Genomic DNA, 23,214 nt, shown 5'->3' with positions numbered 1-23,214 from the left:
GTGGTGCCGCTCGCGTGCCGGGTGCGCGGGGGGTAATCGAGCGCATCGTAGTCGTACCGGTCGGGTTCGGTGAGGGCGGTGGGGCAGCTCTGCCGGGATACGTGGAATTTGGTCGTCCGATGGTGGCGTGGGCCGGAATTCCTTCGTCCGGGGGGCGGTTGGGCAGGGATTCCTCGGAGTGGGCGCCGTGGGGGCGGGAGTGGTGGCCGGGGGTGGCGGTCAGGGCTGGGTGGTGACGGCGCGGGCGGCGCGGACTTCTTGGCGGAGGGGGGCGAGGACGCCGTGTTCGTCGCCTTCGAGTTGGGCTCGTACGTTCACGAGGGCGCCGTCGGTGGCGCGGATGCCCTGGGCGAGGTCGTGGAGTTGCTGGGCGATGTCGGTGATTTCGACGGGCGCGGGGGGCGGTGCGCCGTGGGTGACGCGGACGCGGGCGGCGGTGGTGGCGTCCACGATGCGTTCGACGGCGACGACGAGGGGCCACCAGGCGGCGGCGCGGGCTCCGGTGGGTGGGGGTTCGGTGAGGGCGCGCTGGAATTCGGAGCGTACGGCGGACAGGTCGCGGTAGATGCGGCGGCGGGCGCGGACGCGTTCGCCGGGGTCCCAGGCGGGGTCGAAGGCGCGGGCGACGTAGTGGGCGGTGTCGTCGACGGCGTCGGCGAGGCGGTCGCCGATGCGGCTGCGCCAGCTTTCGGGCCACAGGAGGTAGCCGGCGATGAGGGCGATGGCGCAGCCGATGAGGGAGTCCCACAGGCGGGGCAGGACGAGGCCGAAGCCCTGTCGGTTGAGGAGGTCGGACAGGAGCAGGATGACGGGGGTGATGGCGGCGGTCTGGAAGGCGTAGCCCTTGGCGGAGAAGGCGGGGATGAGGGCGGCGAGGGCCATCATGACAGGGATGTCCCACCAGCCGCGGGGGACTTCGGCGAGGACGGCGGCGGCGAGGACGAGGCCGGCGGCGGTGCCGAGGGCGCGCATGACGGCGCGGGAGAAGACGGAGCCGAAGTCGGGTTTGAGGACGAAGGTGACGGTGAGGGCGACCCAGTAGGAGCGGGGGACGTCGATGAGGGAGACGAGGGACTGGGCGAGGCCGATGCACAGGGCGAGGCGTAGGCCGTAGCGCCAGGAGGCTTCGGTGAGCAGGACATCGCGCAGGGCGCGGCGGGCGCGGATGCGCAGGGTGGCGGGGCGGCCGAGGCGGTCGTCGATGTTGTGGGGGTCGGGTTCGGCCTGGTGGACGACGGTGGCGGCGTGGCGCAGGGCGTGGTCGACGGCGCGTTCGGCGGGGGTGGTGGGTGGGGGGAGGTCGAGGGTGGGGGTGGTGGTGCGGCCTTCTTCGACGGCGTCGGCGAGGTGGCGCACGGCGGCGGGGATGGCGGCGTCGAGGGGGCCGAGGCGCTGGGCGCGCAGGTGGGCGGCGGGGGCGGCTTCGACGAGTGGGATGACGACGTTGAGCTGGGCGAGGAGGCGTATGAGGACGGGGGCGCGGCCGTGTTCGCGGGTGCGGCGGGCGAGGACGAGGTCGTAGGCCTGGTTGAGGGCGGCGGTGACGGCTTGGCGTTTGTCGTCGTAGTCGGGGGTGCCGGCGGCTTCGAGGAGGTCGGCGAGGGCGCGGTAGGTGGTGGCGACGGCGGTGCGTTCGGGGACGCCGCGGCGGAAGGGCCAGCCGAGGAGGGTGAGGACGAGGACGACGGCTCCGCCGAGGGTGAGGAGGAGGGGCGCTTTCCACCAGGGGCCGGGGAGGGGGAGTCCGGCGCCGACGACGGAGTTGAGGAGAAGGAGCAGTCCGGAGACGGAGGCGATGGCGCCGATCGAGGAGATCATGCCGGAGAGCAGGGCGATGAGGGTGAGAGCGGCGACGGCGAGCCAGCCGTGTCCGTACACCTGGGTGCCGAGGAGGATGCCGGCGGCGCCGAAGAGCTGGGGGATGGCGATGTTGAGGAAGCGCATCCGGTAGGCGTCGGCGGTGTCGCCGATGACGCCGGAGAGGGCGCCCATGGAGACGAGGGCGCCGTAGGTGGTGTGGCCGGTGGCGAGGCCGACGGCGAGGGGTGCGGACAGGGCGAGTGAGGCGCGGGCGACGGCGGCCCAGGGGATGGGGGTGGGCTGCGGGCGCAGGCCCTTGAGCAGCCATTCCGGTGGGCGGATGGTGCGCTCTGTCCGTGCCATGCCGGTCATTGTCGCTGGTGGAGGGCGAGATCGGCGAGGACGGCCCGGTGGTCGGTGTCGGGCAGGTCGAGGAAGCGGACGGCGTGTACGGAGAAGTCGTCGCTGAGGAGGATGTGGTCGATCTGGACGTACGGGGGCAGGCTGCCGCGTTGGGGCCAGGTGGGGGTGCGGGCGGCTCCGGCGAGGCGGGCGGCGTCGTGGAGGTCGCCGGCGTCGAGGAGGTCGCGGAAGGCGGCGTGGTCCTGGGAGGCGTTGAAGTCGCCGGCGAGGAGGGTGGGGTGGCCGCGCAGGTCGTGGGCGCGGTCGCGGAGGCGGCCGAGTTCGGTTTTCCACAGGTCGATCTGGCCGGGTAGCGGGGGCATGGGGTGGGCGAGTTGGATGTGGACGTCCTGGCCGGCGATGCGTGCGGTGGCGCCGGGCATTCCCATGACACCTGGGAGGACGGTGGGGCGGGTGAGGGGGAAGGTGCTGAGGAGGAGGGAGCCGGAGGAGCCGTCGGCGGCGACTTCGGTGTGGTGGGGGTGGGTGGTGCGCAGGGCGGTGCGCAGGGTGTGGGCGCAGGGGCGGTCGCACTCGGAGACGAGGACGAGGTGGGGGTGTTCGCGTCGGACGGTGTCGAGGAGGTGGGGGGTGGCGCGGCCGAATTCGACGTTGGAGGCGAGGACGCGGAGCCGGGCGGTTTCGGGGCCGCGGGCGCCGCTGGTGTCGGGGCCGTAGGGCTGGATGTACCAGGCGGTGAGGGCGCAGACGGTGGCGGCGGCGGCCGCGGTGGGGCGGCGGCGGGCGAAGAGGGCGAGTGCGGTGGCGAGGGCGGCGGGGAGGGTGAGCCACGGCAGGAACGCGAGCAGCTGCGGTACGGGGGTGAGGGCGTCGGTGCCGGTGAGGCGGCAGGCGACGACGACGGCGGGCGGCAGGAGCAGCAGTACGGCGGCGGCGTGCGCGGTGTTCTGGGGCCGGGTCACGTGCTCCAACGGTACTGGTGGGCCAGGACATCCATCCTTCAGTGGCGCAGGGCCTGGCCGATGTCGGCGGTGGTGGCTCCGGAGAGGGTGCGGTTGCTGCGGGCGGCGCCGGTCTTGGACTGTCCGGCGGGGACGTCGTCGATGGTGACGACGACGGTGTCGAGGAGGCCGCCGCCGTCGTCGCGGAAGTTGACGGCGATGGTGTAGTCGGCGGTGGAGCCGGTGACGTTGGTGGCGGTGATCGCGGCGGTGGTGCGGTCGCCGTCGGCGCGGGTCGGGCCGGCCTTGACGTCGGCCTTGGCGTCGATGCCGTCGGTGACCTGGGCCATCTTGGACGCGGCGGCGGCGGTGGCGGAGGCGACGACGTCCGCGGCCTTCTGCCGGTCCTCCTCGGTACAGCCGGACAGGGCGGTGACGGCGAGGAGGACGGCGACGGCTGCGGCTGCGGCTGCGGCTGAGGTACGGCGGGGGGTCATACGGTCCACGGTGCGCGGCGGCCGGGGCGGCCGCCATCCGGGCGGGGCCGTCTCACGTACGGCACTCAACAACGCCCATGTGAGCGGGGCCGAAATCACCGCCCCCGGACAACGGGCAGTTCCGTCTGCGGACTGGTCCCCTGAGAGCACGCGCAGCAGACTCCAGTGCCGTGCCGTGCCGGGGGCGGAGCTCTGGCCGCGGGCGAATCGCGCCGCGGGACTCGGTGCACGAGTGAGTCAGCCACGTATGAGCGCACCGGAACGGGCATGCAGACGCGTCGTCCCTGCCGAGGCGGCTACCGCTCGGCCAGCATCAGCGCGAGAGGACCGGCCGGCAGGAGGAAGCGACCTTCCTTCGCAGCTTCGATCGCTTCGTGCAAGGGCCACCACGAGAGCTTGAAGTCGACCTCCGTCGGGGTGAGCGCCTGTGGGCCGAAGGTGAGACCCCTAGCCTCGAAAAGGTGTACGCGGGCATTCGAGCCGAGAGTGATGGCGTAGGTGCCGAGGGAGCGCCAGGAGGAAGCGGTGATGCCTGCCTCCTCCTTCAGTTCACGCCGCGCGCACTCATCTGGTGTCTCCCCGGCTTCCTGGCGGCCGCCAGGGAGGAAAAGGAACTCGCCACCGTGAGCGGGGAAGTCCGCAGTGAGGAGCGCGACGAGTCCTGCGTCGTCGCGGGCGACGATGACGGAGGCATCCGGTGTGCTGGTGTCTGTGCTGGGCGTGCTCACGGGGCGCGAGCGTAGTGCTCAGCCGCGCGCCATGGCCGTGAATGGGACATTCATGACGCTCGGGTGGGCGATGCCGCGGCCGTGGTAGCCGTCGTCCCCGTACGCGTCGCCGTGGTCGGCGCACATGATGATCAGCCACCGTCGCTGCTGGGTGAGGGTGGTGATCAGGCGGGCCAGGTTCGCGCTCCGTCCGAGCGCGTGGGGCTTGGGCTACGGTGCAGAGCTCGTCGCGTTGCTCCTCGGCCTCGCCTTCGATGATCTCGGATTGCACCGGGTGTGGGGAGCGCGCTCCCCTCTGAACGAAGCGTCAGCGCGGACCATGGCGAAAGTCGGCATGGTCGAGGAGGGGCGCATCCGAGAGCACATCGAAAAGGCCGGTGTGTGGCGTGACTCAGTGGTCCACTCCATCCTCGAACGGGAGTGGGACACTCAGCGCCACACATATGGCCTGTCGATCGGAGGCGACCGAACGCAGGACGAACAGACGACCGCGTAGAAGACCATCGACCGCACGTACGCCGGGGCCGTCTCACGTACGGCTCGTATCTCATGAGCGGCAGGCGGCTCTCACATACGGCAGGTCGCTGTCCCGGAGCCGGGTGAGAGGGCCGGCGGCGCGTAGGAGGACGTCGAGGATGCGGTCGGGTTCGGCGGTGTAGCTGTGGGCGAACCACGCCATGTTGGCCTCGACGACGGCCCAGTGGCCGTCGGTGAGACGGCCGATGTCGACGCAGACGGCGCTGGGGAGGGTCTTGGCCGTGGTGTCGAGGAGTTCGCGGGCGAAGCTGTGGGCGTCGGGGTGCAGCGGGCCGGGGTCCAGCCGTCCGTAGGTGGCGTAGTGGCTGCCGGCGGCGACCTCGCCGTCGAGGACGAACAGCCGGTACTCGGCGGCGAACTCCACCGGGTCACTGATCAGGACGGGGGTGTCGGCGTCGAGGTGGCGGGGCAGCCGGGAGCCGTCGGCGTGGAGAGCGGCGGGCAGCGCGTCGATCTTCGCGGACGGTGGCTTCACGAAGGCGGGCCCGGTCAGGGCGCGGGCCTCGTCGAGGGTGCTCAGGCGGATGCGGCGCCGGGTCAGGGCGTACGGGACGGTGGTGAGCCAGTCGTCGGCCGGTTCGAGGAGCCCGAGGCCGAGGCGCCGTGCGACCTGGTCGGCGGCGAGCGGTCCTCCGTACCAGTACGTCTGGGTGCCGGCGGCCTGCTCGACGGAGCCGACGACGGTGTGGCCGCGCCAGGCGGCGGCCTGGCCGAGGAGTTCGGCGGTGGTGGTGCGCGGCGGGTGGAGCAGGAGGGTGGGCCCGGTGCCGTGGTTCATGGCACCGAGCCTAGGGAGCGGCGGAGGGGGATCGCTCAGGTTTTCGGGCCGGGGTACGTGCCGGGGGTCGGGGGCCGGTTCGGCGGGGTGCGCGGGGCGGTGGTGCCCCGGGTGTCGTGCGGGTAGGTGGGGGCGGTGGCGAGGGCCCAGATGACGAAGACCGCGATGGCCATGGCGAAGATGGCCCAGACGGGGTGGTAGGGCAGCCACAGGAACTGTACGACGATCTGGAGTGCGGCGAGGGCGATGCCCAGGACGCGCGCCCACTCCTTGCCGCTGAGGATGCCCCCGCCCACGACGGCGACCACGATGCCCAGGACGAGGTGGATCCAGCCCCAGGCGGTGAGGTTGAAGGCGAAGACGTAGTCGCCGATGCGGGTGTAGATGTCGTCCTTGGCGATGGCGGCGATGCCCTGGACGATGTCGAGGAGGCCCACGACCGTCATCAGGACGCCGGCGAAGAGGGCGCCGTCGGCCGCCCAGTCGCCGTTGGCGGGCGAGGTGGCGGGGGCGCCGGGAGGCGGCGCGGAGGGTGCGGTGTTCTGGGTCATGGACTCATCGTCGTGTCGATGGTCCAGGACCGAACGTTCAGCTGCGCTGTACGGGTGAGTCTGGGGAATCGAGGGAGTTCAGGAAGGCGGCGAGGGCGGCGTTGAACTCCTGGGGGCGTTCCAGGTTCGGCAGGTGGGCCGCGTTGTCGACGACGACGAGGGTGGAGTCGGGGAGGGCGGCGTGCATGGCCTCGGCGTCGGCGACGGGGGTGTAGCTGTCGTCACGGCCGACGACGACGAGGGCGGGGACGGTGACGCGGGTGAGCAGGTCGCGGTAGTCGGGGCGTTCGGCCCGGCCGCGCAGGGCGGCGGCGGCGCCTTCGGGGGAGGTGGCCAGCATCATGCGGTGGACGTGCGGGGCGGCGTGGGTGTGGTACGGGGCGACCATGAGGTCGAGGACCTCGTCGGCGTAGCCGCGCATGCCTTCGGCGAGGAGCCGGTCGGCCATGGCGGTGCGGGCGGCCTTGCCCTCGGGGGTCTCGGCGGCGGGTGAGGTGTCGGCGAGGATCAGGCCCCGGATGCGGTCGGGGAAGGTGCGGTAGCACTCCATGGCGATCTGGCCGCCCATGGACAGTCCGCCGAGGACGAAGCGGTCCACGCCGAGGTGGTCGAGGAGGGCCTCGATGTCGGCGGCGAAGCGGTCGAGCGGGGTGGTGCCGGGGACGACGGTGGTGGTGCCGTAGCCCCGCAGGTCGGGGGTGATGACGCGGTGGGTGGCGGTGAACGCGTCGCGCTGGGGCTGCCACATGGTGCGGTCGAAGGGGTGGCCGTGGATGAGGACGAGGGCGGGGCCGGTGCCGTCGTCGTCGTAGCCGGTGGTCACGTGGTCGATGAGCGCGGAAGGCATGGTCGGAGGCTAGGCAGCGGCAACTCGTCGGTGCAATAAGATCGTTTGCTCTCGGTGCAATGAGGGCCGGTGTTGTCGCGGCCAGGTCGTTGGGGGGCGGGGCGGGTGGATTACCGGGACATCGCCGACCGGGTGGCGCGGGCGATCGCGGGCGGGCGGCTGAAGCCCGGTGACCGGCTGCCGCCGCAGCGCCTGTTCGCCCGCCGGCACCGGATCGCGCCGTCCACGGCGATCCGGGTGTACGGCGAGCTGGCCCGGCGCGGGCTGGTGGTGGGGGAGGTCGGCCGGGGGACGTTCGTCCGGGCGGCTCCGCCGCTGCCGGGTCCGGCGCTCGCGGAGGCGTCCGGGCTTGCGCCGGTCGATCTCCAGCTCAACTACCCGGTGGTGGCCGGCCAGTCGGAGCTGATGGCCCGGGCGCTGGGGGCGCTGGCGCGGCCGGACGTGCTGGCCGAGGCGGCCCGGCCCGCGGCGGCCGTCGGTACGCCGCAGGCACGGGAGGCGGCGGCCGGGGTGCTGGCCCGCTCCGGCTGGCGGCCCGACCCGGACCGGATCCTGTTCGCGGGCAACAGCCGGGCCGCGATCGCGGCCGCGGTCTCCTGCCTCGTACCGCCCGGTGGTCGCCTGGGTGTCGAGGCGCTGACGTATCCGCTGGTCAAGGCGGTCGCGGAGCGGCTCGGGGTGCGGCTCGTGCCGATCGCGCTCGACGGGGAGGGGATGCGGCCGGACGCGCTGGCGGCGGCGCACCGGGCGGCGCCGCTCGCCGCGGTGTATCTGCAGCCGAGCCTGCACAATCCGCTCTCGCTGACGGCGAGTGACGGGCGGCGCGCCCAATGGGCGGATGTGCTAAGGGAGTTGGGGCTGACCGCGATCGAGGACGCGACCTGGGGGTTTCTGCACCCGGACTCCCCCGCGCCGCTCGCCGCGTACGCCCCGGAGTGCACGGTCTTCCTCGACAGCCTCTCCAAGCGGCTGGCGCCGGGCCTTACGGTCGGCTATCTCGTGGCCCCGGAGGAGCGGCGGGAGCGGCTGGCCGAGACGCTGCGTTCGGGGGCGTGGACGGCGGCGGGGTTCGCGCTGGCGGCGGCCACGCGGTGGGCCGGGGACGGCACGGTCGCGGAGGTGGTGGCGGCGAAGCGGGCGGATGCGGCGGCCCGCCATGAGCTGGTGCTCCGGCATCTGGGCGGCTTCGACATCGCCACCGACCCGCGCGCCTACTCCTGCTGGTGGCGGCTGCCCGCGCCGTGGCGGGCGGAGACGTTCGTCGCGGCGGCGGCGGAGCGGGGGATCGCGGTCACACCGGGCGCGGCGTTCGCGGTGGGCCCGGGGCGGGCGGCGGACGCGGTCAGGATCGGGCTCGCGTCGCCGCCGCGGCCGGTGCTGGCGCGGGCACTGGAACGGCTGGCGGCCCGCGCCTCCTCCCTAGTGGCTGGCGGACCACTGACAGATGACGCCTGACAGATGACGACTGACAGCTGACAGCTGACGCCGGCTGATCGCCGCGCGTGCCTGACCCTGGCCGCCACCCTGGTGGCCGCTCTCTCCGAAAGGACGCACCACGCATGAACGACCAGCCCATGAATGACCGGCACACGAACGACCGGCGCACCCTCACCAACCCGGCCGGTCTGCACGACCCGGCCCCCTTCGGCTACAGCCATGTCGCCTCCGCGCCCGGCGAGATGGTCTTCGTCGCGGGGCAGTACGCCTCGGACGAGACCGGCGCCGTGGTCTCCGAGGACTTCGCCACCCAGGTCGAGCGGAGCTTCGAGAACCTGCGCACCGCCCTCGCCTCGGAGGGACTCGGCTTCGAGCATGTCGTACGCCTCGGCTCGTTCGTCGTCGACCACGATCTGGCGAAGCTGGAGATCCTCGGCAAGGCGCTGCACGCGGCCTGGGGCGACCGGCTGCCGGCCCAGACGCTGAGCGGGGTGGCCGCGCTGGCGCTGCCGGGGATGCTCTTCGAGGTCGACGCGATCGCCGTACGCCCGCCCCGCGGCTGAGGTCTCCGGTTGCGCGGGTACCGCACGTGGGTGTGCCCTGGAGGGAGGTGAGAGTGGCTGGGGGGCGAGAGTGAAGGAGCTCCTGCCATGGCCGCACACGCAGCGATACCTGCCGGCCGGCGAGGGCGGCGGAGCCGTCAGGGCCGGGAGGTGCGGCGGCACGGCTCGCTCGGCTGGTCGATCCCGCTGACGCTGGCCGTGATCTACGGCTTCTACACGTCGTTCCTCCAGCGCAGCGGCGGCGCCATCACCTGGGGCCAGGTCGGGTTCGGTTTCCTCTGCGCGGCCGTCCTGGGCGGGCTGTGCTATCTGCTGGGCCGTACGCAGCATCTGCTTCCGCGCGGGTGGCGGGCAACGGCGTACGGGGTGCTGGCCGGCACCGCGATCGGGTTCCTGGCGGGACTGGCCGATCGCAGCATCCTGACGGCGTCGTCGTACGGGGCGATCATCGCGGCCGGGGTGTTCTGCGCCGCGTTCTACCTCTTCTACACGCGGGAGTGAGGGCGGCGGGAAAGGGCCCTGCGGGAAGCTGAGTTCCGGCGGGGCCCCTTCCGCTGTCCGCGTCGGACAGGACGGTCAGAGGCCCGCGCCGCCGGTCGCGTCCACGACCCGGCCGGTCACCCAGCGGGCGTCGTCCGAGGCGAGGAAGGCGACGATGCCGGCGATGTCCTCGGGCTGCCCGACGCGGCCGAGGGCGGCGAGGGAGGAGGCGTACGCCTCGGCGTCCGGGTTGCCGCGCAGCCAGCCCGCGTTGACGTCGGTGTCGACGACGCCGGGGGCGACGGAGTTGGCGGTGATGCCGCGCGGTCCGAGCTGTTTGGCGAGGTTGACCGTGAAGGTGTCCAGGGCTCCCTTGGTGGAGCCGTAGGCGATGGACTCGGGCATGGCGAGCCGGGCCGCGCCGCTGGAGATGTTGATGATCCGGCCTCCGTCGCGGAGCCGGGTGAGGCCTTCCTTCACGATGAAGAACGGGGCGCGGACGTTGACGGCGAAGACCTGGTCGAAGTCGTCCTCGGTGAGGGAGGCGAGGTCGGCGCTGCGGCCGATGCCGGCGTTGTTGACGATGATGTCGACGCCGCCTGTGGGTGCGTGCTGGAGGATCCGGGCGTCGAAGCCGGCCCAGAGGGCGGCGGCGTCCTGGTGGTGGCCGAGCTCGGCCCGTACGGCGAAGGCCGCGCCGCCGTCGTCGCGGATCCGGGCGACGACCTCCTCGGCGGCGGGGGTGTCCCGGGCGTAGGCGACGGCGACGACGGCTCCGTCCCGGCCGAGGCGCTCGGCGATGGCCCGCCCGATGCCCCGGCTCGCGCCCGTGACCAGTGCCGTCTTGCCCTCAAGTGCGTGCGTACCCATGGCTGGTGTCCACCCCTCCGGTGCCGTCGAGCATTGTTGAGTGCTCGCTCAAGAAAGACGCTAGCACGATTTTTTGAGTGACCGCTCTACAATGTGGCCATGGCGACGACAACAGGCACCCGCGGCCGCCCCCGGGGCTTCGACCGCGACGCGGCGCTCGCGGCGGCGACGCGCCTCTTCTGGGAGCGCGGCTACGAGGCGACGTCGGTCGGTGACCTGACCGAGGCGATGGGCATCAGGCCGGGGAGCCTGTATGCCGCCTTCGGCGACAAGAAGTCTCTCTTCAAGGAGGCCGTGGAGGCGTACGGGCGCACGCCGTTCGGCGCGTTCATGGGTGTGGCTCTGGCGGAGGAGCCGACGGTGTACGGCGCGTTCGCCCGCATCCTGCGGGAGACGGCGGAGATCTACCCGGACCCCTCGCACCCGGCGGGGTGCCTGACGATCAACGCGGCGACGAACGTGACGGTCCAGGACGAGGACGTCAGCGCCTTCCTGCGCGATCTGCGCAACCGCAACCTGACGGTCTTCGAGAGCCGCCTGGCCGAGGCGCGCCGCACCGGCGAGCTCCCCGAGACCGCCGACCCCAGGGCCCTTGCGGGCTACTTCGCCGTCGTCATCCAGGGCATGTCCCAGCGGGCCCGCGACGGCGCGGACGCGGCCGAGCTGCGGGCGGTCGCGGAGCAGGCCCTGGCGGGCTGGCCTGGGCGGCGGGGCTGGCCGCCGATCAGCCCACACCTCCCAGGGCCGCCTTCGCCGCTGCCGTGATGCGGGTGACGTCGGTGCGTTCGGCCGGGGGCAGGGGGGCCGAGGCGTTCCCGCGCAGGGCGGCGGCGGTGCGCAGGAGGAGCAGGGCGCGGGTGGGGCGGGCGGTGAGGACTTCGGCGCCGGCGAGTCCCTCCAGGGCCAGGGCGCGGGCGCGCGGGTCGCCCAGCGTGCGGGCCACGGCCAGGGACCGCAGGTGCAGGGCGCGGGCGGTGGGGCCGTCGCCGCGGAGTTCGGCGACGAAGCCCAGTTCGGCGAGGACGAGGTGGTTGCCCTGTTCCGAGGAGACGCGCGCGTACCAGTCGGCGATGCGATGGAGCAGCCGCTCGGCCTCGTCCAGCTGTCCGGACCGGCGCGCGCCGAGCGCGAGGCCCATCTCGGCGTAGATCTCGCCCCACTTGTAGCCGTGTTCGGCGGCGGTGCGCAGCGCGCGCCCGTGCAGCTCGGCCGCCCGGTCCCAGTCGCCGGCGAGCAGCGCGAGGCGGCCTAGTCCGGAGAGGCGGGCGGAGACCGCCGCCGCGAGGCCGAGGTCCTGGGCGAGCCGCAGGCCGTCCTCGTGGAGGCGGGCGGCCTGTCCGTACGCGCCGTTGATCTCGGCGAGTGCGGCCAGGGGCGCCACCGCCTGCAACTCGCCCCATTTGTCGCCGAGTTCGCGGAAGATCCGGACGGCTTCGTGACCGTGCCGGCCCTGCGCCGCCGAGTCGCCCCGCAGCAGGGCCTGTGCGGACCGCAGCGCGTGGGTGGCGGCCTGGGTCCACCGGTCGGCGCCCGCGGTGGGCTCGACCACCGTGGCCACGAGCCGTTCGCTCTCCGCGAGGTCGCCGGTGTAGTAGTGCCCGTACGCGACGAGCCAGCCGGCTCGTGCCCGGGCGGCGGGGTCTTCGATCGTGGCGTACACGTCGGGGGCGAGGGCCGTCTTCTCTCCGCACAGCAGCGCGAAGGCGGCTTCCATGGCGCGTACTTCACCGCTCGCGCCGGGTTCGTGCGCCGCGCGGGCGAACCATCGGCGGCCTTCGCGCAGCCGGCCGGACAGCAGCCAGTACCAGGCCAGCGCCACCGCGAACGGTCCCGGGTCCGGCTCGGCGGCCGCCCGTAGGTTCGCCGCCTCGGCGTTCAGCCGCCGCAGCCATCCGTGCTGGCCGCCGTCGTGTCCCTTGTCGCCTGGGCCGCCGTCGTGCCGGTCGTCGTCTTTGCCGCCTCCGCGCAGGCCGTCGCGGGCCGCTTCGGCGAGGGTCAGGTAGTACGCGCGGTGCCGGGCCCGCACGGCGTCCTCGTCGGCCAACTCCCGCAGCCGCTCCAGGGTGTAGGCGGCGACCGACTCAAGGAGCCGGTATCGCTCCCCCGAGCGGACCACCAGCGAGCGGTCCACCAGCCGGGCCAGCAGCTCCACGACGTCCTCGCGGGGTACGCCGTCGCCGCCGCAGACGGCTTCCGCCGCGCCGAGGGTGCAGCCGTCGCGGTGCACGGCGAGTCTGCGCAGCACGATCCGCTCCGGTACGGACAGCAGCTCCCAGCTCCAGTCGATCATGGCCCGGAGTGTCTGCTGACGCGGTGGCGCGCCGCGCTGCCCGTTGGTGAGGAGCCGGAACCGGTCGCCGAGGCGTGCCGCGAGCGCGCGGGTGCCCAGGGCTCGTACGCGCGTCGCGGCCAGTTCCAGGGCGAGGGGGATGCCGTCCAGGCGGCGGCAGATCTCGGCCACGTCGTCGGTGGTGCCGGGGCCGAGGGTGAAGGCGGGGTCGGCGGCGGTGGCGCGGGCCGCGAAGAGCCGTATCGCGTCCTCGGGGGCCAGCGGCTCGACCGGCCACACGGTCTCGCCGGGCAGGCCGAGGGGTTCCTGGCTGGTGGCGAGGATCCGCAGGCCGGGGGCGGTGCGCAGCAGGTGGGCGGTGAGTTCGGCGGCTTCGGCGACGACGTGCTCGCAGTTGTCGAGGACGAGCAGCGCGGTGCGCCCGCGCAGTGCTGCGGCGAGCCGCTCGGCGGCGGCGACGGGCGTCCTGAGGGAGGGCAGGCCGGCGGCGGCGTCGTCCCGTACCCCGAGGGCGGCGGCGACGGTCTCGGCGAGGTCCGCGCCCCTGCCGTGCCCGGCCAGCTCCACGAACCACACCCCGTCGCGGTAGGCGGCGCCGCGCGCGGTCTCCACCGCGAGCCGGGTCTTGCCCACGCCGCCGGCCCCGACGAGGGTCACGAGGCGCGCTTCCCGCAGCAGCCGGGCGGTCGCCTCGACGTCCCGTTCCCGCCCGACGAGTCGCGTCAGGGACTCGGGGAGCGCGGCGGGAGCCGGTACGGGGCCGGGTGCGGTGGTGGGTTCGGCGGGGGGCCTCTCGGGCGGGAGAGTGCCGCGGAGGATGGCGGTGTGCAGTGTGGTCAGTTCGGGGGCCGGGTCCACGCCCAGTTCCTCGGCGAGGCGGGTGCGGAGGTCCTCGTAGGAGCGCAGGGCCTCGGCTTGGCGGCCCGCGCCGGTCAGGGCGCGGATCTGGGTGGCGCGCAGGCGTTCGCGCAGGGGGTGGCGGGCGACCAGGGCGGTCAGTTCGGGGGCCAGGGTGGTGTGTTCGCCGAGGGTCAGGCGGGCCTCGGCCAGGTCCTCCAGGGCGGTGAGGCGTTCCTCTTCGAGGCGGCGCGCGCCCTCCCGTACGAACGGCTCGTCCGCGACGTCTTCGTACGCCGCCCCGCGCCACAGCCCGAGCGCCTCGCCGAGGAGGGTGGCGCGTGCCGCCGGGTCCGGGGTGCGGCGGGCGCGGGCCAGCAGGGCGCGGAAGCCGGTCGCGTCCAGGTCGTCACCGGCCAGGAGCAGGCGGTAGCCGGTCGGCCCGTGGACGACGCGGTCGCGGCCGAGGGCCCGGCGGAGCTGGGAGACCTTGGCCTGGAGGGCGTTGGCGGGCCGGCCGGGCAGCTCCTCGCCCCACAGGTCGTCCAGGAGGCGGTCGGCGGAGACCGGGCGGCCTTCGTGCAGCAGCAGGGCGGCCAGGAGCGCGCGGACCTTGGGCTCGGCGACGCGGACCTGTTCCCCCGCCCCGTCCCACACCGCCAGTGGCCCCAGCACCCCGTACCGCATGCGGGAAACCGTATCCGCCGCCCATCCGTCAGCCGGTCATCAGCCCCCCGTCAGCGGCCCGGCGCAGAGTCGTATCCGTCAGCGGAACGACGAACTCACCATCAGGGAGCCGGACATGAGCACGTACTCGGGGAAGAAGGCCGTCATCATCGGCGGCACCATGGGCATGGGCCTCGCCATCGCGAAGCGTCTTGTCGAGGGCGGGGCCGAGGTGATCGTCACCGGCCGCAATCCGCGGAATCTGCGGGATGCGCAGGCGGAGCTCGGCCCGGCGGCGCACGTCATCTCCTCCGACCTGTCCGACATGGACGCCGTACGCGCGCTGCCGGGGCTCGTCGGGGAGAAGCTCGGCCGGGTCGACCATCTCTTCGTCAACGCGGGCATCGCCGAACTGGCCCCGATCGCGCTGGCCACCGAGGAGCAGTACGACAAGATGTTCGCGGTGAACCTGAAGGGCCCGTACTTCACCGTGCAGGGGCTGATCCCGCTGCTCGGCGACGGTGGCTCGGTGGTCTTCACGACCTCGGTCGCCGATGTCACGGGCAGCGCGGGGATGAGCGTGTACTCCGCGACGAAGGCCGGGCTGTGGTCGTTCGCCCAGGGGCTCGCCGCCGAGCTGGTGGGCCGGGGGATCCGGGTCAACGCGGTGTCGCCCGGGTACATCGACACTCCCGGCGGCGGGGTCCAGGGGCTCACGGCGGAGGAGCACGAGGCGTTCAAGAAGGCCGGTGACGCGGCGACGCCGCTGCACCGGCACGGTACGTCCGACGAGGTGGCGCGGGCCGCGCTCTTCCTCGCCGTGGACGCCACCTTCACCACCGGGGTGAAGCTGGCCGTGGACGGGGGGCTCGTGCAGCATCTGAACCCGGCGTAGGGCGCGGCCCCGGAGGGGTCCCGGGGCCTAGGACGGAAGTCCGACCGTCGCCGTCTGGCGTCCCGCGGGCGACGGTCGGAGACTGGGTGGGGAGTCCATCCCCGACCCGGGACCCCATCATGAGCGCAGCTACCGACCTGGCGATCGAGACGTCCGGGCTGGTCAAGGTCTTCGGCACCAACCGCGCCGTCGACGGGATCGACCTCCGCGTGCCCACCGGCACCGTCTACGGAGTCCTCGGCCCGAACGGCGCCGGCAAGACCACCGCCGTGAAGATGCTGGCCACACTGCTGCGGCCGGACGGCGGCGAGGCCCGTGTCTTCGGCAAGGACGTGGTCAAGGACGCCGACGCCGTACGGGGCCGGGTGAGCCTGACCGGGCAGTACGCGTCCGTCGACGAGGACCTGACCGGCACGGAGAACCTCGTCCTTCTCGGCCGTCTCCTGGGCCACACGCGGCCCGCGGCGCGTGAGCGGTCCGCGCAGCTGCTCGAAGCCTTCGGGCTCTCCGAGGCCGCCGACCGTCAGGTGAAGAACTACTCCGGTGGTATGCGCCGCCGTATCGACATCGCCGCGTCCATCCTCAACACGCCTGACCTGCTCTTTCTCGACGAGCCGACGACCGGGCTCGACCCGCGCAGCCGCAACCAGGTGTGGGACATCGTCCGCGCGGTCGTCTCCCAGGGCACGACGGTGCTGCTGACCACGCAGTATCTGGACGAGGCCGACCAGCTGGCGTCCCGTATCGCCGTGATCGACCACGGGAAGGTGATCGCCGAGGGCACCAAGGGCGAGCTGAAGGCGTCCGTGGGGTCGGGCTCCGTGCACGTACGGCTGCGGGAGCCGGAGCAGCGCCCGCACGCCGAGCGGGTGCTGGCCGCGGCCCTCCACGCGGACGTACAGCTGGATCCGGATCCGGTGGCTCTCACGGCCACCGTCAACGGCCACGGTACGGACCTGGGAGCGGCCGAGCAGGCGGCGCGGGCCCTCGCCGAGCTGGCCAGGGCCGGGATCACGGTCGACAACTTCGGCCTGGGGCAGCCGAGCCTGGACGAGGTCTTCCTCGCGCTGACCGACACCCGCGCGACGCCGGCGGATGCGGCGAACACGGCGGCAGAGACGAAGGGAACGACGGCATGAGCACCGTCGCCACCAGCAAGGAAACTCAAGCGACCGACGCCCTCGCCTTCGAGGCTCCGAAGGCCGACGAACTGGCCGCCCTGCTCGTCGGCCAGGTGCGTCCACCGCGCCCGAGCGCCCTGTCGGCGTCGCTGACCTTCGGCTGGCGGGCCATGCTCAAGATCAAGCATGTGCCGGAGCAGCTGTTCGACGTGACCGCGTTCCCGATCATGATGGTGCTGATGTACACGTACCTCTTCGGCGGGGCGCTCGCCGGATCGGTGTCGGCGTACATCCAGTTCCTGCTGCCCGGCATCCTGGTGATGAGCGTCGTGATGATCACGATGTACACCGGGGTGTCCGTCAACACCGACATCGAGAAGGGCGTCTTCGACCGCTTCCGTACGCTGCCGATCTGGCGGCCGGCGCCGATGGTCGGGTATCTGCTCGGCGATGTGGTGCGCTATCTGATCGCCTCGGCCGTGATGCTCACGGTCGGCATCGCGATCGGCTACCGCCCGGGCGGCGGTGTGACGGGGGTGCTGGGCGGGATCGCGCTGCTGCTGGTGTTCTCGTTCGCCTTCTCGTGGATCTGGACGATGTTCGGGCTGCTGCTGCGCAGCGAGAAGTCGGTCATGGGCGTCTCGATGATGGTGATCTTCCCGCTGACCTTCCTCAGCAACGTCTTCGTCGACCCGAGGACGATGCCGGGCTGGCTGCAGGCGTTCGTCAACAACAGCCCGGTGACCCATCTGTCGACGGCGGTACGGGAGTTGATGGCGGGGAACTGGCCGGCGGCGGACATCGCGTGGTCGCTGGGGTGGTCGGCGGTGTTCGTGATCGTCTTCGGCGCGGTGACGATGCGGCTCTACAACCGGAAGTGAGGGGGCGCCGCCCGCCGGGCGCCCCCCCGGTAGGATTCCCGGTAGGATGGAGAGCATGAGCGAGCCTACCGGCAAGTACTCGATCACCATGCCCCGCGACATCGCCGAAGCCGCCCGCGCCCGCAGCGGCCCTTCCGGGCTGTCGGCGTATGTGGCCGCGGCGGTCGCCCGGCAGATCGAACGGGACAACCTCAACGAGCTCATCGCCGTCGCCGAGGCCGAGCACGGGCCCATCGGAGAGGAAGAGATCCAGGCCAAGCGGGATCAGCTTCAGCGCGCCCGTGAGGCTCAGGGGCAGCGAGGGACGGACGCCGCGTGACGGCCTCGGCAGCCGTGCCGGGCGGCACGTTGGTCCTCGACAGCGAGGGCCTGGCCAAGGCCGTTCTGCGGGACCGTGAGGTGACGGGCTGGCTTGCTCTGGCCAGGGCCGACGACATGCGCGTGATCACCAGCGCGGCCACGCTCGTCGAAGTCGTCCACCCTCGGATCAATCGTCCGGCCCTCGAATGGACGCTGTCACGCATCGTCGTCGAACCGGTCGGCGAGCCCGTCGCCCGCCGCGCCGCAGCCCTCCTGGCCGATGCCGGGCTCCACGGACACAAGTACGCCATCGATGCCATGCTCTGCGCGACCGCTCTCGCCGCTCCCGGCCCCGTCACCGTCCTCACCTCCGACCCGGAGGACCTCACGGCCCTGTGCGGTGACCGTGTCACCGTCGTCAAGGTCTGAGGCGGCGGCTCAGTCGCGTCGCAGGGCCGCGAGTTGGCGCTCGAACGGCACGACCTCGTCCACGTCGTCCGCACCCTGGGCCGGTGCTTCGGACAGCCGGCCGGCCATCAGCCCGGCGAGCTCCGTACCCGCGCGGTCGATCCGGGACGGCAGGCCCGCCGTCCACTCGTCGCCGCCCGAGCCCCAGTCCTCCGAGGCCGCGTAGACCGCCGTCGGCACGATCAGCGCCCGCAGGTAGGCGAAGAGCGGCCGCAGGGCGTGGTCGAGGGCGAGGGAGTGGCGGGGCGTGCCGCCGGTGGCCGCGAGGAGGACCGGACGGCCGCTGAGCGCGTCGGGGTCGATCAGGTCGAAGAAGGACTTGAACAGGCCGCTGTAGGAGGCGGTGAAGACCGGCGTCACGGCGATCACCCCGTCCGCGCCGGTCACCGCGTCGATCGCGGAGCCCAGCGCGGGCGACGGGAAGCCGCTGACGAGGTGCTTGGCGATGTCGACGGCCAGGTCCCGCACTTCGACGACCTGGACCTCGACCGGGCGGCCGCGCTCGGTCAGGCGCTCCTCGGTGGCCTTGGCGAGCCGGTCGGCGAGGAGCCGGGTGGACGAGGGCCGGCTCAGCCCGGCGGATACGGCGACCAGCTTGAGCGTCTGCGACTGCGACTGCGACTGCGACTCCATGGTTCAGGCCTCCTGAGCGCGTACGGCGGGGTGCAGCGGGGCGGTCGCCGGGACGTCGGCGGGCCGCAGGTTGGCGAACTCCTTGCGCAGGACGGGCACGACCTCCTCGCCGAGGATGTCGAGCTGTTCCAGCACGGTCTTCAGCGGCAGACCCGCGTGGTCCACCAGGAACAGCTGACGCTGGTAGTCGCCGACGTATTCCCGGAAGGAGAGCGTGCGGTCGATGACCTGCTGCGGAGAGCCGACGGTCAGCGGGGTCTGCTCGGTGAACTCCTCGAGCGAGGGGCCGTGGCCGTAGACGGGCGCGTTGTCGAAGTACGGGCGGAACTCCCGTACGGCGTCCTGGGAGTTCTTGCGCATGAACACCTGCCCGCCGAGGCCGACGACGGCCTGCTCGGCGGTGCCGTGACCGTAGTGGGCGTACCGCTGCCGGTAGAGGCGGACCATCTTCTCGGTGTGCTGCTTGGGCCAGAAGATGTGGTTGGCGAAGAAGCCGTCGCCGTAGTACGCCGCCTGCTCGGCGATCTCGGGCGAGCGGATGGAGCCGTGCCAGACGAACGGCGGCACGCCGTCCAGCGGCCGCGGCGTGGAGGTGAAGCCCTGCAGGGCGGTGCGGAAGCGGCCCTCCCAGTCGACGACGTCCTCGCGCCACAGGCGGTGCAGCAGGGTGTAGTTCTCGATGGCGAGCGGGATGCCCTGGCGGATGTCCTGCCCGAACCACGGGTAGACCGGGCCGGTGTTGCCGCGGCCCATCATCAGGTCGATCCGGCCGTCGGCGAGGTGCTGGAGGGTGGCGTAGTCCTCGGCGATCTTCACCGGGTCGTTGGTGGTGATCAGCGTCGTGGAGGTGGAGAGGATCAACCTCTCGGTGCGGGCGGCGATATGGCCGAGGAGGGTGGTGGGGGAGGAGGGCACGAAGGGCGGGTTGTGATGCTCGCCGGTGGCGAAGACGTCCAGGCCCACCTCCTCCGCCTTGAGCGCGATGGCGACGGTGTTCTTGATCCGCTCGTGCTCGGTCGGCGTACGGCCGGTGGTGGGGTCGGTCGTGACGTCACCGACGGTGAAGATCCCGAACTGCATCGTGCTCACCTCTCGCGGGGCCCGCTGAGCCCTGACTTTGGACCTTTGGTTGAATATTGAACCGCCACCTTCAACCGCGCCCCTTCTCGCCGTATTCCAGGGCCGCCCGGCCCGCTCCGCGCTCCCGCGTACGCTGAGGGGCATGACGGAATCGGAGCGCTGGAAGGAGCGGGGCGTCGCCCTGCGCGTCTTCGTGTACGTCGTCGTCACCCACGCCTTCGCCGGCTTCGTCTGGCTCCTCTTCCACGTCGGCCAGAACGCCCAGAAGTAGCCGCCCCGGGCCGCTCCCCCAGGTCACCCGCGCCGGACGCTCCCGTAGAGTTCGCCGACGTGAGCTCCGTAATATCCGTCGTCGGGATCGGTGCGGACGGCTGGAACGGACTGTCCCCCGCCGCCCGCGACACTCTCAGCGCCGCCGAGGTCGTCATCGGCGGCCCCCGCCAGCTCGACCTGCTGCCGCCGGACGCCTGCCCCGGCGAGCGCCTCGCCTGGCCGTCGCCGCTGCGGCCCGCCGTCCCCGGCCTGCTCGCCGCCCACGAAGGGCGCCGCGTGGCCGTGCTGGCCAGCGGCGACCCCCTCTTCTACGGGATCGGGCGCGCCCTCGCCGAGACCGTCGGCCCCGGCCGCCTGCACGTCCTGCCCCACCCCTCCTCCCTCTCGTACGCCTGCGCCCGGCTCGGCTGGGCCATGGAGGAGACCGAGACCGTCTCCCTCGTCGGGCGGCCGCTCGCCTCGCTGGTCGCCGCGCTCCACGACGGGCGGCGGGTGCTGGTCCTCAGCGCGGGCGCGGACACCCCGCGGGCGGTGGCGGAGCTGCTGCGGGCCCACGGCTTCGCGCCCAGCCGGGTGCGGATCCTTGAACAGCTCGGCTCGGACCGCGAACGGATCCTCGACGCGACCGCCCAGACCCTGCCGCCCGGGCCGGTCGACCCCCTCAACGTCATCGCCGTCGACTGCGTACGCGCCCCGGGCGCCCCGCGCCTCGGCGCCGCGCCCGGCCTGCCCGACGAGGCGTACGAGCACGACGGCCAGCTCACCAAACGGCATGTGCGCGCCGCCACGCTGGCGGCGCTCGCGCCCGCGCCCGGCGAGCTGCTGTGGGACATCGGCGGCGGTTCGGGCTCCATCGGCATCGAGTGGATGCGCACGCACCGCTCCTGCCGGGCGATCACGGTCGAGCGGGACGCGGCGCGGGCGGCCCGTATCGTCCGTAACGCCGACGCGCTCGGCGTCCCCGGGCTGCGGGTCGTCACCGCCGCCGCCCCCGCCGGGCTCGCCGGACTCCCCCGCCCCGACGCGGTGTTCATCGGCGGCGGACTGACCGCGCCCGGCCTGCTCGACGCCTGCTGGGAGGCGCTCGCGGAGGGCGGGCGACTGGTCGCCAACACCGTGACGCTGGAGTCCGAGGCGCTGCTCGCGGAGCGCTACCGCCGCCACGGCGGTGAACTGATCCGGCTCGCCGTCGCCCACGCCGTGCCGGTGGGCGGCTTCACCGGCTGGCGTCAGGCGATGCCGGTCACGCAGTGGTCGGTCGTCAAAACCACCGAAACGTCCGTCACCGGAACAGGAGATCGAGGATGACCGTCTACTTCATCGGCGCGGGCCCGGGGGCGGCCGACCTGATCACCGTGCGCGGCGCGCGCACGCTCGCGTCCTGCGGGGTCTGCCTGTACGCGGGCTCCCTCGTGCCCACCGAGCTGCTCGCCGAGTGCCCACCCGACGCCAGGCTCGTCGACACCGCCCAGCTGGACCTGGACCAGATCGTCGCGGAGATCGTCCGCGCCCACGAGGCCGGCCAGGACGTGGCCCGGCTGCACTCCGGCGACCCGTCCGTCTTCAGCGCGGTCGCCGAGCAGATGCGGCGCCTGGACGCGGCGGGCATCCCGTACGAGATCGTGCCGGGCGTCCCGGCGTTCGCGGCCGCCGCGGCCGCGCTGAAGCGGGAGCTGACCGTGCCGACGGTCGGCCAGACCGTCATCCTGACCCGGATCGCGCAGCAGGCCACGCCGATGCCGCCCGGCGAGGACCTGGCGACCCTCGGCCGCAGCGGCGCGCTGCTCGTGCTGCACCTCGCCGCCCGGTACGTCGACCGGGTCGTCGACGAGCTGCTGCCGCACTACGGCGCCGACTGCCCGGCCGCCGTCGTCGCCCTGGCCAGCCGCCCGGACGAGGTGGTCCTGCGCGGCACCCTCGACGACATCGCCGCGCAGACGAAGGCGGCCGGCATCACGAAGACCGCCGTCATCATCGTCGGCCGGACGCTCGCCGCCTCGGAGTTCCGCGACAGCCACCTCTACGACCCGGCCCGCGACCGCCACACCTGCTGACCCGCGGCCGGCGGCCGGCGGTCAGGCCTCAGCCAAGCACCTTCGCCGCGAACGCGTGCACGTTGCCGAGCGTGCGGGCGATCTTCTCGTCCGGCGTGAGCGTCTCCTCGTACCGGGGGCGCATGGCCGGCTCCCGCTTGCCCCGTACGTACAGGGAGCAGGCCAGGTCGGCGCAGGCGTAGATGCCGACGGTGTTGCCCTGGCGGCCCGGCTCGCCCGCGCGGGGGGCGGCGAAGAGGGCGACGCCGGAGGAGGCGTGCCCGGTCAGGCAGAACTGGCAGAGGCTGGACTTGAGCGCGCTCGTGCGGGCCTTGTCCGGGGTGCGCAGGGTGATCCCGACCGGGCGGCCGTCCGTCCCCGGGATCACCAGATGGCCGCGCAGCGGCGCGCCCGGGTCGCGCCAGCCCAGGAAGTCGAGCTCGGACCAGGGCAGTTCGGCGAAGTCGAGGGGGAGCTTGAGACGGTTCGCCTCGCCTTTGGAGCAGTTGGCGAAGGAGCCGCGGATCTGTTTCTCGGTAAGTGGTTCCACTCCGCAAACGGTACGTACGAGACTGGAGGGGAGCATCCGAGTTTTTCGCGCGGGCTTTCGAGCCGGGCCTCGGGCCGGCCTCAGGGCCCGTAGACGTCCGTGACCTCCAGGACCCGGACGGTGATCTCCACGCCCGCCGCGAGCTCCGCCCGCTCCGGGTCCGCCCGGAAGGCCGCCAGGGCCTGCCGGGAGGGGAACCGCAGCAGATGGACCTCGCCGAGGCCGTCGCCCGTGCGCAGCCTGCGCTCCAGCCGCCCGCCGTGCCGGGGCAGCAGGGCCAGCACCCGGTCCTCGTAGGTGCGGGCGGCCTCGGCGGCGGACGGCGGGAAGTCGACCAGGACCGCCAGCTGGACGGCGGCCGGGTCCGCCGGCTCCAGGCTCTTGTGGAAGTGGACGTCGACGTGGCCGCCGGGGATGCCCTCCGTACGGCCCGTCTCCACATAGCCCAGGCGCCGGTAGAACGGCGGGGCCTGGAAGGAGAAGGACGAGACGACCATCCGGGTGCAGCCCCGGCGGCGGGCCTCGTCCTCGGCCGCGCGCATCAGCCTGGTCCCCCAGCCGCCGGTGCGGTGGTCCTCCCGTACCCACAGCATGTCGACACCGCCGAGGCCGCCCCAGGTCCAGCCGGTGAGGCCGCCGATCAGCTCACCGGTCGAGGGATCGGTGGCGCGGACCGACAGCTCGGCCTCGTCGTCGAAGCCGGTGGCCGCGTTGTTGAACGCGGTCAGCTCCTTGTCGAGGCGCGCCGACAGCTCCTTGTCGGCGCCCCCGACCGTCAGATCGTCCGTCACGGCG

Annotated in this window: 25 protein-coding genes and 1 pseudogene; 13 read left to right on the top strand and 13 right to left on the bottom strand. The window is 73.1% G+C overall.

The genetic code is table 11. From position 1 onward, the window contains the following. Positions 1-219: 219 nt before the first annotated feature. The 4 genes from ACZ7LT_RS16100 to ACZ7LT_RS16085 form a co-directional block, all read right to left on the bottom strand. On the bottom strand, positions 220-2,163 hold the full coding sequence (locus tag ACZ7LT_RS16100) for an FUSC family protein (protein ID WP_471236661.1): 1,944 nt from the start codon (positions 2,161-2,163) through the stop codon (positions 220-222). A gap of 5 nt (positions 2,164-2,168) precedes the next feature. Next, a complete protein-coding gene (locus tag ACZ7LT_RS16095) occupies positions 2,169-3,125 on the bottom strand; it encodes an endonuclease/exonuclease/phosphatase family protein (protein ID WP_471236660.1) in 957 nt (318 codons plus the stop codon). Positions 3,126-3,163: 38 nt separating this feature from the next. Beyond that, positions 3,164-3,601: a hypothetical protein gene (locus ACZ7LT_RS16090; protein WP_471236659.1), complete on the bottom strand. Its 438-nt coding sequence runs from the start codon at positions 3,599-3,601 to the stop codon at positions 3,164-3,166. Positions 3,602-3,897: 296 nt separating this feature from the next. Continuing rightward, positions 3,898-4,329, bottom strand: coding sequence for an NUDIX domain-containing protein (locus ACZ7LT_RS16085; protein ID WP_471236658.1), 432 nt, complete (start codon positions 4,327-4,329; stop codon positions 3,898-3,900). 178 nt (positions 4,330-4,507) lie between these two features. Here ACZ7LT_RS16085 and ACZ7LT_RS16080 point away from each other — a divergent pair. Further along, positions 4,508-4,825, top strand: a pseudogene (locus tag ACZ7LT_RS16080) (GNAT family N-acetyltransferase); the annotation flags it as partial. Between the two features lie 51 nt (positions 4,826-4,876). Here ACZ7LT_RS16080 and ACZ7LT_RS16075 read toward each other — a convergent pair. From ACZ7LT_RS16075 to ACZ7LT_RS16065, 3 genes are read right to left on the bottom strand one after another with little or no spacing between them, the layout of a single operon-like run. Further along, positions 4,877-5,644 (bottom strand): ATP-grasp domain-containing protein, encoded by a 768-nt coding sequence (locus tag ACZ7LT_RS16075; protein WP_471236657.1) that lies wholly within the window; start codon positions 5,642-5,644, stop codon positions 4,877-4,879. Positions 5,645-5,679: 35 nt separating this feature from the next. Further along, on the bottom strand, positions 5,680-6,195 hold the full coding sequence (locus ACZ7LT_RS16070) for a DUF7144 family membrane protein (RefSeq protein ID WP_471236656.1): 516 nt from the start codon (positions 6,193-6,195) through the stop codon (positions 5,680-5,682). A 37-nt stretch (positions 6,196-6,232) separates the two neighbouring features. After that, a complete protein-coding gene (locus ACZ7LT_RS16065) occupies positions 6,233-7,042 on the bottom strand; it encodes an alpha/beta fold hydrolase (RefSeq protein ID WP_471236655.1) in 810 nt (269 codons plus the stop codon). Positions 7,043-7,147: 105 nt separating this feature from the next. Here ACZ7LT_RS16065 and ACZ7LT_RS16060 point away from each other — a divergent pair, with 105 nt between their 5' ends. The 3 genes from ACZ7LT_RS16060 to ACZ7LT_RS16050 all read left to right on the top strand — a co-directional run bounded on the left by ACZ7LT_RS16060 (position 7,148) and on the right by ACZ7LT_RS16050 (position 9,543). Next, entirely contained in the window at positions 7,148-8,497 is a 1,350-nt protein-coding gene (locus ACZ7LT_RS16060; protein ID WP_471236654.1) for an aminotransferase-like domain-containing protein, read from the top strand. Positions 8,498-8,601: 104 nt separating this feature from the next. Beyond that, positions 8,602-9,042 (top strand): RidA family protein, encoded by a 441-nt coding sequence (locus tag ACZ7LT_RS16055; protein ID WP_471236653.1) that lies wholly within the window; start codon positions 8,602-8,604, stop codon positions 9,040-9,042. 87 nt (positions 9,043-9,129) lie between these two features. Continuing rightward, on the top strand, positions 9,130-9,543 hold the full coding sequence (locus tag ACZ7LT_RS16050; protein ID WP_471236652.1) for a hypothetical protein: 414 nt from the start codon (positions 9,130-9,132) through the stop codon (positions 9,541-9,543). 75 nt (positions 9,544-9,618) lie between these two features. Here the strand turns inward: ACZ7LT_RS16050 and ACZ7LT_RS16045 are convergent, their stop codons facing one another. Then, positions 9,619-10,392, bottom strand: coding sequence for an SDR family oxidoreductase (locus tag ACZ7LT_RS16045; protein WP_471236651.1), 774 nt, complete (start codon positions 10,390-10,392; stop codon positions 9,619-9,621). A gap of 99 nt (positions 10,393-10,491) precedes the next feature. Here ACZ7LT_RS16045 and ACZ7LT_RS16040 point away from each other — a divergent pair, with 99 nt between their 5' ends. After that, positions 10,492-11,157: a TetR/AcrR family transcriptional regulator gene (locus tag ACZ7LT_RS16040; RefSeq protein WP_471236650.1), complete on the top strand. Its 666-nt coding sequence runs from the start codon at positions 10,492-10,494 to the stop codon at positions 11,155-11,157. Here ACZ7LT_RS16040 and ACZ7LT_RS16035 read toward each other — a convergent pair. Beyond that, the gene (locus ACZ7LT_RS16035; protein ID WP_471236649.1) at positions 11,117-14,206 is read right to left on the bottom strand and encodes an AfsR/SARP family transcriptional regulator; all 3,090 of its coding nucleotides are present in this window, start codon (positions 14,204-14,206) and stop codon (positions 11,117-11,119) included. The genes ACZ7LT_RS16040 and ACZ7LT_RS16035 overlap by 41 nt on opposite strands. A gap of 115 nt (positions 14,207-14,321) precedes the next feature. Between ACZ7LT_RS16035 and ACZ7LT_RS16030 the strand changes: the two genes are divergently transcribed. From ACZ7LT_RS16030 to ACZ7LT_RS16010, 5 genes are all read left to right on the top strand, one after another. After that, positions 14,322-15,080, top strand: coding sequence for an SDR family oxidoreductase (locus tag ACZ7LT_RS16030; protein ID WP_471236648.1), 759 nt, complete (start codon positions 14,322-14,324; stop codon positions 15,078-15,080). A 119-nt stretch (positions 15,081-15,199) separates the two neighbouring features. After that, positions 15,200-16,219, top strand: coding sequence for an ATP-binding cassette domain-containing protein (locus tag ACZ7LT_RS16025; RefSeq protein ID WP_471236647.1), 1,020 nt, complete (start codon positions 15,200-15,202; stop codon positions 16,217-16,219). Further along, positions 16,216-17,082 (top strand): ABC transporter permease, encoded by an 867-nt coding sequence (locus ACZ7LT_RS16020; RefSeq protein WP_471236646.1) that lies wholly within the window; start codon positions 16,216-16,218, stop codon positions 17,080-17,082. Before ACZ7LT_RS16025 ends, ACZ7LT_RS16020 begins: the two co-directional genes overlap by 4 nt. 55 nt (positions 17,083-17,137) lie before the next feature. Next, positions 17,138-17,401 (top strand): CopG family transcriptional regulator, encoded by a 264-nt coding sequence (locus ACZ7LT_RS16015; RefSeq protein ID WP_471236645.1) that lies wholly within the window; start codon positions 17,138-17,140, stop codon positions 17,399-17,401. After that, positions 17,398-17,811 carry a PIN domain-containing protein gene (locus ACZ7LT_RS16010; protein ID WP_471236644.1) on the top strand — a complete coding sequence of 138 codons (414 nt, stop codon included), beginning with the start codon at positions 17,398-17,400 and terminating at the stop codon, positions 17,809-17,811. Before ACZ7LT_RS16015 ends, ACZ7LT_RS16010 begins: the two co-directional genes overlap by 4 nt. Positions 17,812-17,820: 9 nt before the next feature. Here ACZ7LT_RS16010 and ACZ7LT_RS16005 read toward each other — a convergent pair whose 3' ends face one another. Together ACZ7LT_RS16005 and ACZ7LT_RS16000 are read right to left on the bottom strand one after the other, a co-directional pair. Beyond that, positions 17,821-18,483: an FMN reductase gene (locus ACZ7LT_RS16005; RefSeq protein WP_471236643.1), complete on the bottom strand. Its 663-nt coding sequence runs from the start codon at positions 18,481-18,483 to the stop codon at positions 17,821-17,823. Between the two features lie 3 nt (positions 18,484-18,486). Then, positions 18,487-19,563: an LLM class flavin-dependent oxidoreductase gene (locus ACZ7LT_RS16000; RefSeq protein ID WP_471236642.1), complete on the bottom strand. Its 1,077-nt coding sequence runs from the start codon at positions 19,561-19,563 to the stop codon at positions 18,487-18,489. 142 nt (positions 19,564-19,705) lie between these two features. Between ACZ7LT_RS16000 and ACZ7LT_RS15995 the strand changes: the two genes are divergently transcribed. Genes ACZ7LT_RS15995 through cobM form a run of 3 tightly spaced genes read left to right on the top strand, consistent with a single transcriptional unit; the run spans position 19,706 to position 21,890 of the window. Beyond that, positions 19,706-19,834: a DUF6126 family protein gene (locus ACZ7LT_RS15995; RefSeq protein WP_471236641.1), complete on the top strand. Its 129-nt coding sequence runs from the start codon at positions 19,706-19,708 to the stop codon at positions 19,832-19,834. Between the two features lie 59 nt (positions 19,835-19,893). Further along, entirely contained in the window at positions 19,894-21,144 is a 1,251-nt protein-coding gene (gene cbiE, locus ACZ7LT_RS15990; RefSeq protein ID WP_471236640.1) for a precorrin-6y C5,15-methyltransferase (decarboxylating) subunit CbiE, read from the top strand. After that, positions 21,141-21,890 carry a precorrin-4 C(11)-methyltransferase gene (gene cobM / locus ACZ7LT_RS15985; RefSeq protein ID WP_471236639.1) on the top strand — a complete coding sequence of 250 codons (750 nt, stop codon included), beginning with the start codon at positions 21,141-21,143 and terminating at the stop codon, positions 21,888-21,890. The genes cbiE and cobM overlap by 4 nt, the downstream gene beginning before the upstream one ends. A 28-nt stretch (positions 21,891-21,918) precedes the next feature. Here cobM and ACZ7LT_RS15980 read toward each other — a convergent pair whose 3' ends face one another. Both ACZ7LT_RS15980 and ACZ7LT_RS15975 read right to left on the bottom strand, forming a co-directional pair. Beyond that, the gene (locus tag ACZ7LT_RS15980; RefSeq protein ID WP_471236638.1) at positions 21,919-22,419 is read right to left on the bottom strand and encodes an FBP domain-containing protein; all 501 of its coding nucleotides are present in this window, start codon (positions 22,417-22,419) and stop codon (positions 21,919-21,921) included. Positions 22,420-22,499: 80 nt separating this feature from the next. Continuing rightward, complete coding sequence (locus ACZ7LT_RS15975) at positions 22,500-23,210, bottom strand: GNAT family N-acetyltransferase (RefSeq protein ID WP_471236637.1); 711 nt, start codon at positions 23,208-23,210, stop codon at positions 22,500-22,502. Between the last annotated feature and the right edge of the window lie 4 nt (positions 23,211-23,214).

It is taken from the genome of Streptomyces sp. NPDC039465 (genome assembly GCF_055639315.1).
The sequence above is the reverse complement of the archived record's forward strand: the minus strand, read 5'-3'. Positions and strand labels throughout refer to the sequence as shown.

Excerpts from the sequence above, each read along its gene's own strand:
- ACZ7LT_RS16100 (WP_471236661.1), bottom strand. The coding sequence starts at position 2,163 with ATGGCACGGACAGAGCGCACCATCCGCCCACCGGAATGGCTGCTCAAG.
- ACZ7LT_RS16090 (WP_471236659.1), bottom strand. The coding sequence starts at position 3,601 with ATGACCCCCCGCCGTACCTCAGCCGCAGCCGCAGCCGCAGCCGTCGCC.
- ACZ7LT_RS16075 (WP_471236657.1), bottom strand. The coding sequence starts at position 5,644 with ATGAACCACGGCACCGGGCCCACCCTCCTGCTCCACCCGCCGCGCACC.
- ACZ7LT_RS16070 (WP_471236656.1), bottom strand. The coding sequence starts at position 6,195 with ATGACCCAGAACACCGCACCCTCCGCGCCGCCTCCCGGCGCCCCCGCC.
- ACZ7LT_RS16065 (WP_471236655.1), bottom strand. The coding sequence starts at position 7,042 with ATGCCTTCCGCGCTCATCGACCACGTGACCACCGGCTACGACGACGAC.
- ACZ7LT_RS16055 (WP_471236653.1), top strand. The coding sequence starts at position 8,602 with ATGAACGACCAGCCCATGAATGACCGGCACACGAACGACCGGCGCACC.
- ACZ7LT_RS16050 (WP_471236652.1), top strand. The coding sequence starts at position 9,130 with ATGGCCGCACACGCAGCGATACCTGCCGGCCGGCGAGGGCGGCGGAGC.
- ACZ7LT_RS16045 (WP_471236651.1), bottom strand. The coding sequence starts at position 10,392 with ATGGGTACGCACGCACTTGAGGGCAAGACGGCACTGGTCACGGGCGCG.
- ACZ7LT_RS16040 (WP_471236650.1), top strand. The coding sequence starts at position 10,492 with ATGGCGACGACAACAGGCACCCGCGGCCGCCCCCGGGGCTTCGACCGC.
- ACZ7LT_RS16035 (WP_471236649.1), bottom strand. The coding sequence starts at position 14,206 with ATGCGGTACGGGGTGCTGGGGCCACTGGCGGTGTGGGACGGGGCGGGG.
- ACZ7LT_RS16030 (WP_471236648.1), top strand. The coding sequence starts at position 14,322 with ATGAGCACGTACTCGGGGAAGAAGGCCGTCATCATCGGCGGCACCATG.
- ACZ7LT_RS16025 (WP_471236647.1), top strand. The coding sequence starts at position 15,200 with ATGAGCGCAGCTACCGACCTGGCGATCGAGACGTCCGGGCTGGTCAAG.
- ACZ7LT_RS16020 (WP_471236646.1), top strand. The coding sequence starts at position 16,216 with ATGAGCACCGTCGCCACCAGCAAGGAAACTCAAGCGACCGACGCCCTC.
- ACZ7LT_RS16015 (WP_471236645.1), top strand. The coding sequence starts at position 17,138 with ATGAGCGAGCCTACCGGCAAGTACTCGATCACCATGCCCCGCGACATC.
- ACZ7LT_RS16005 (WP_471236643.1), bottom strand. The coding sequence starts at position 18,483 with ATGGAGTCGCAGTCGCAGTCGCAGTCGCAGACGCTCAAGCTGGTCGCC.
- ACZ7LT_RS16000 (WP_471236642.1), bottom strand. The coding sequence starts at position 19,563 with ATGCAGTTCGGGATCTTCACCGTCGGTGACGTCACGACCGACCCCACC.
- ACZ7LT_RS15995 (WP_471236641.1), top strand. The coding sequence starts at position 19,706 with ATGACGGAATCGGAGCGCTGGAAGGAGCGGGGCGTCGCCCTGCGCGTC.
- cobM (WP_471236639.1), top strand. The coding sequence starts at position 21,141 with ATGACCGTCTACTTCATCGGCGCGGGCCCGGGGGCGGCCGACCTGATC.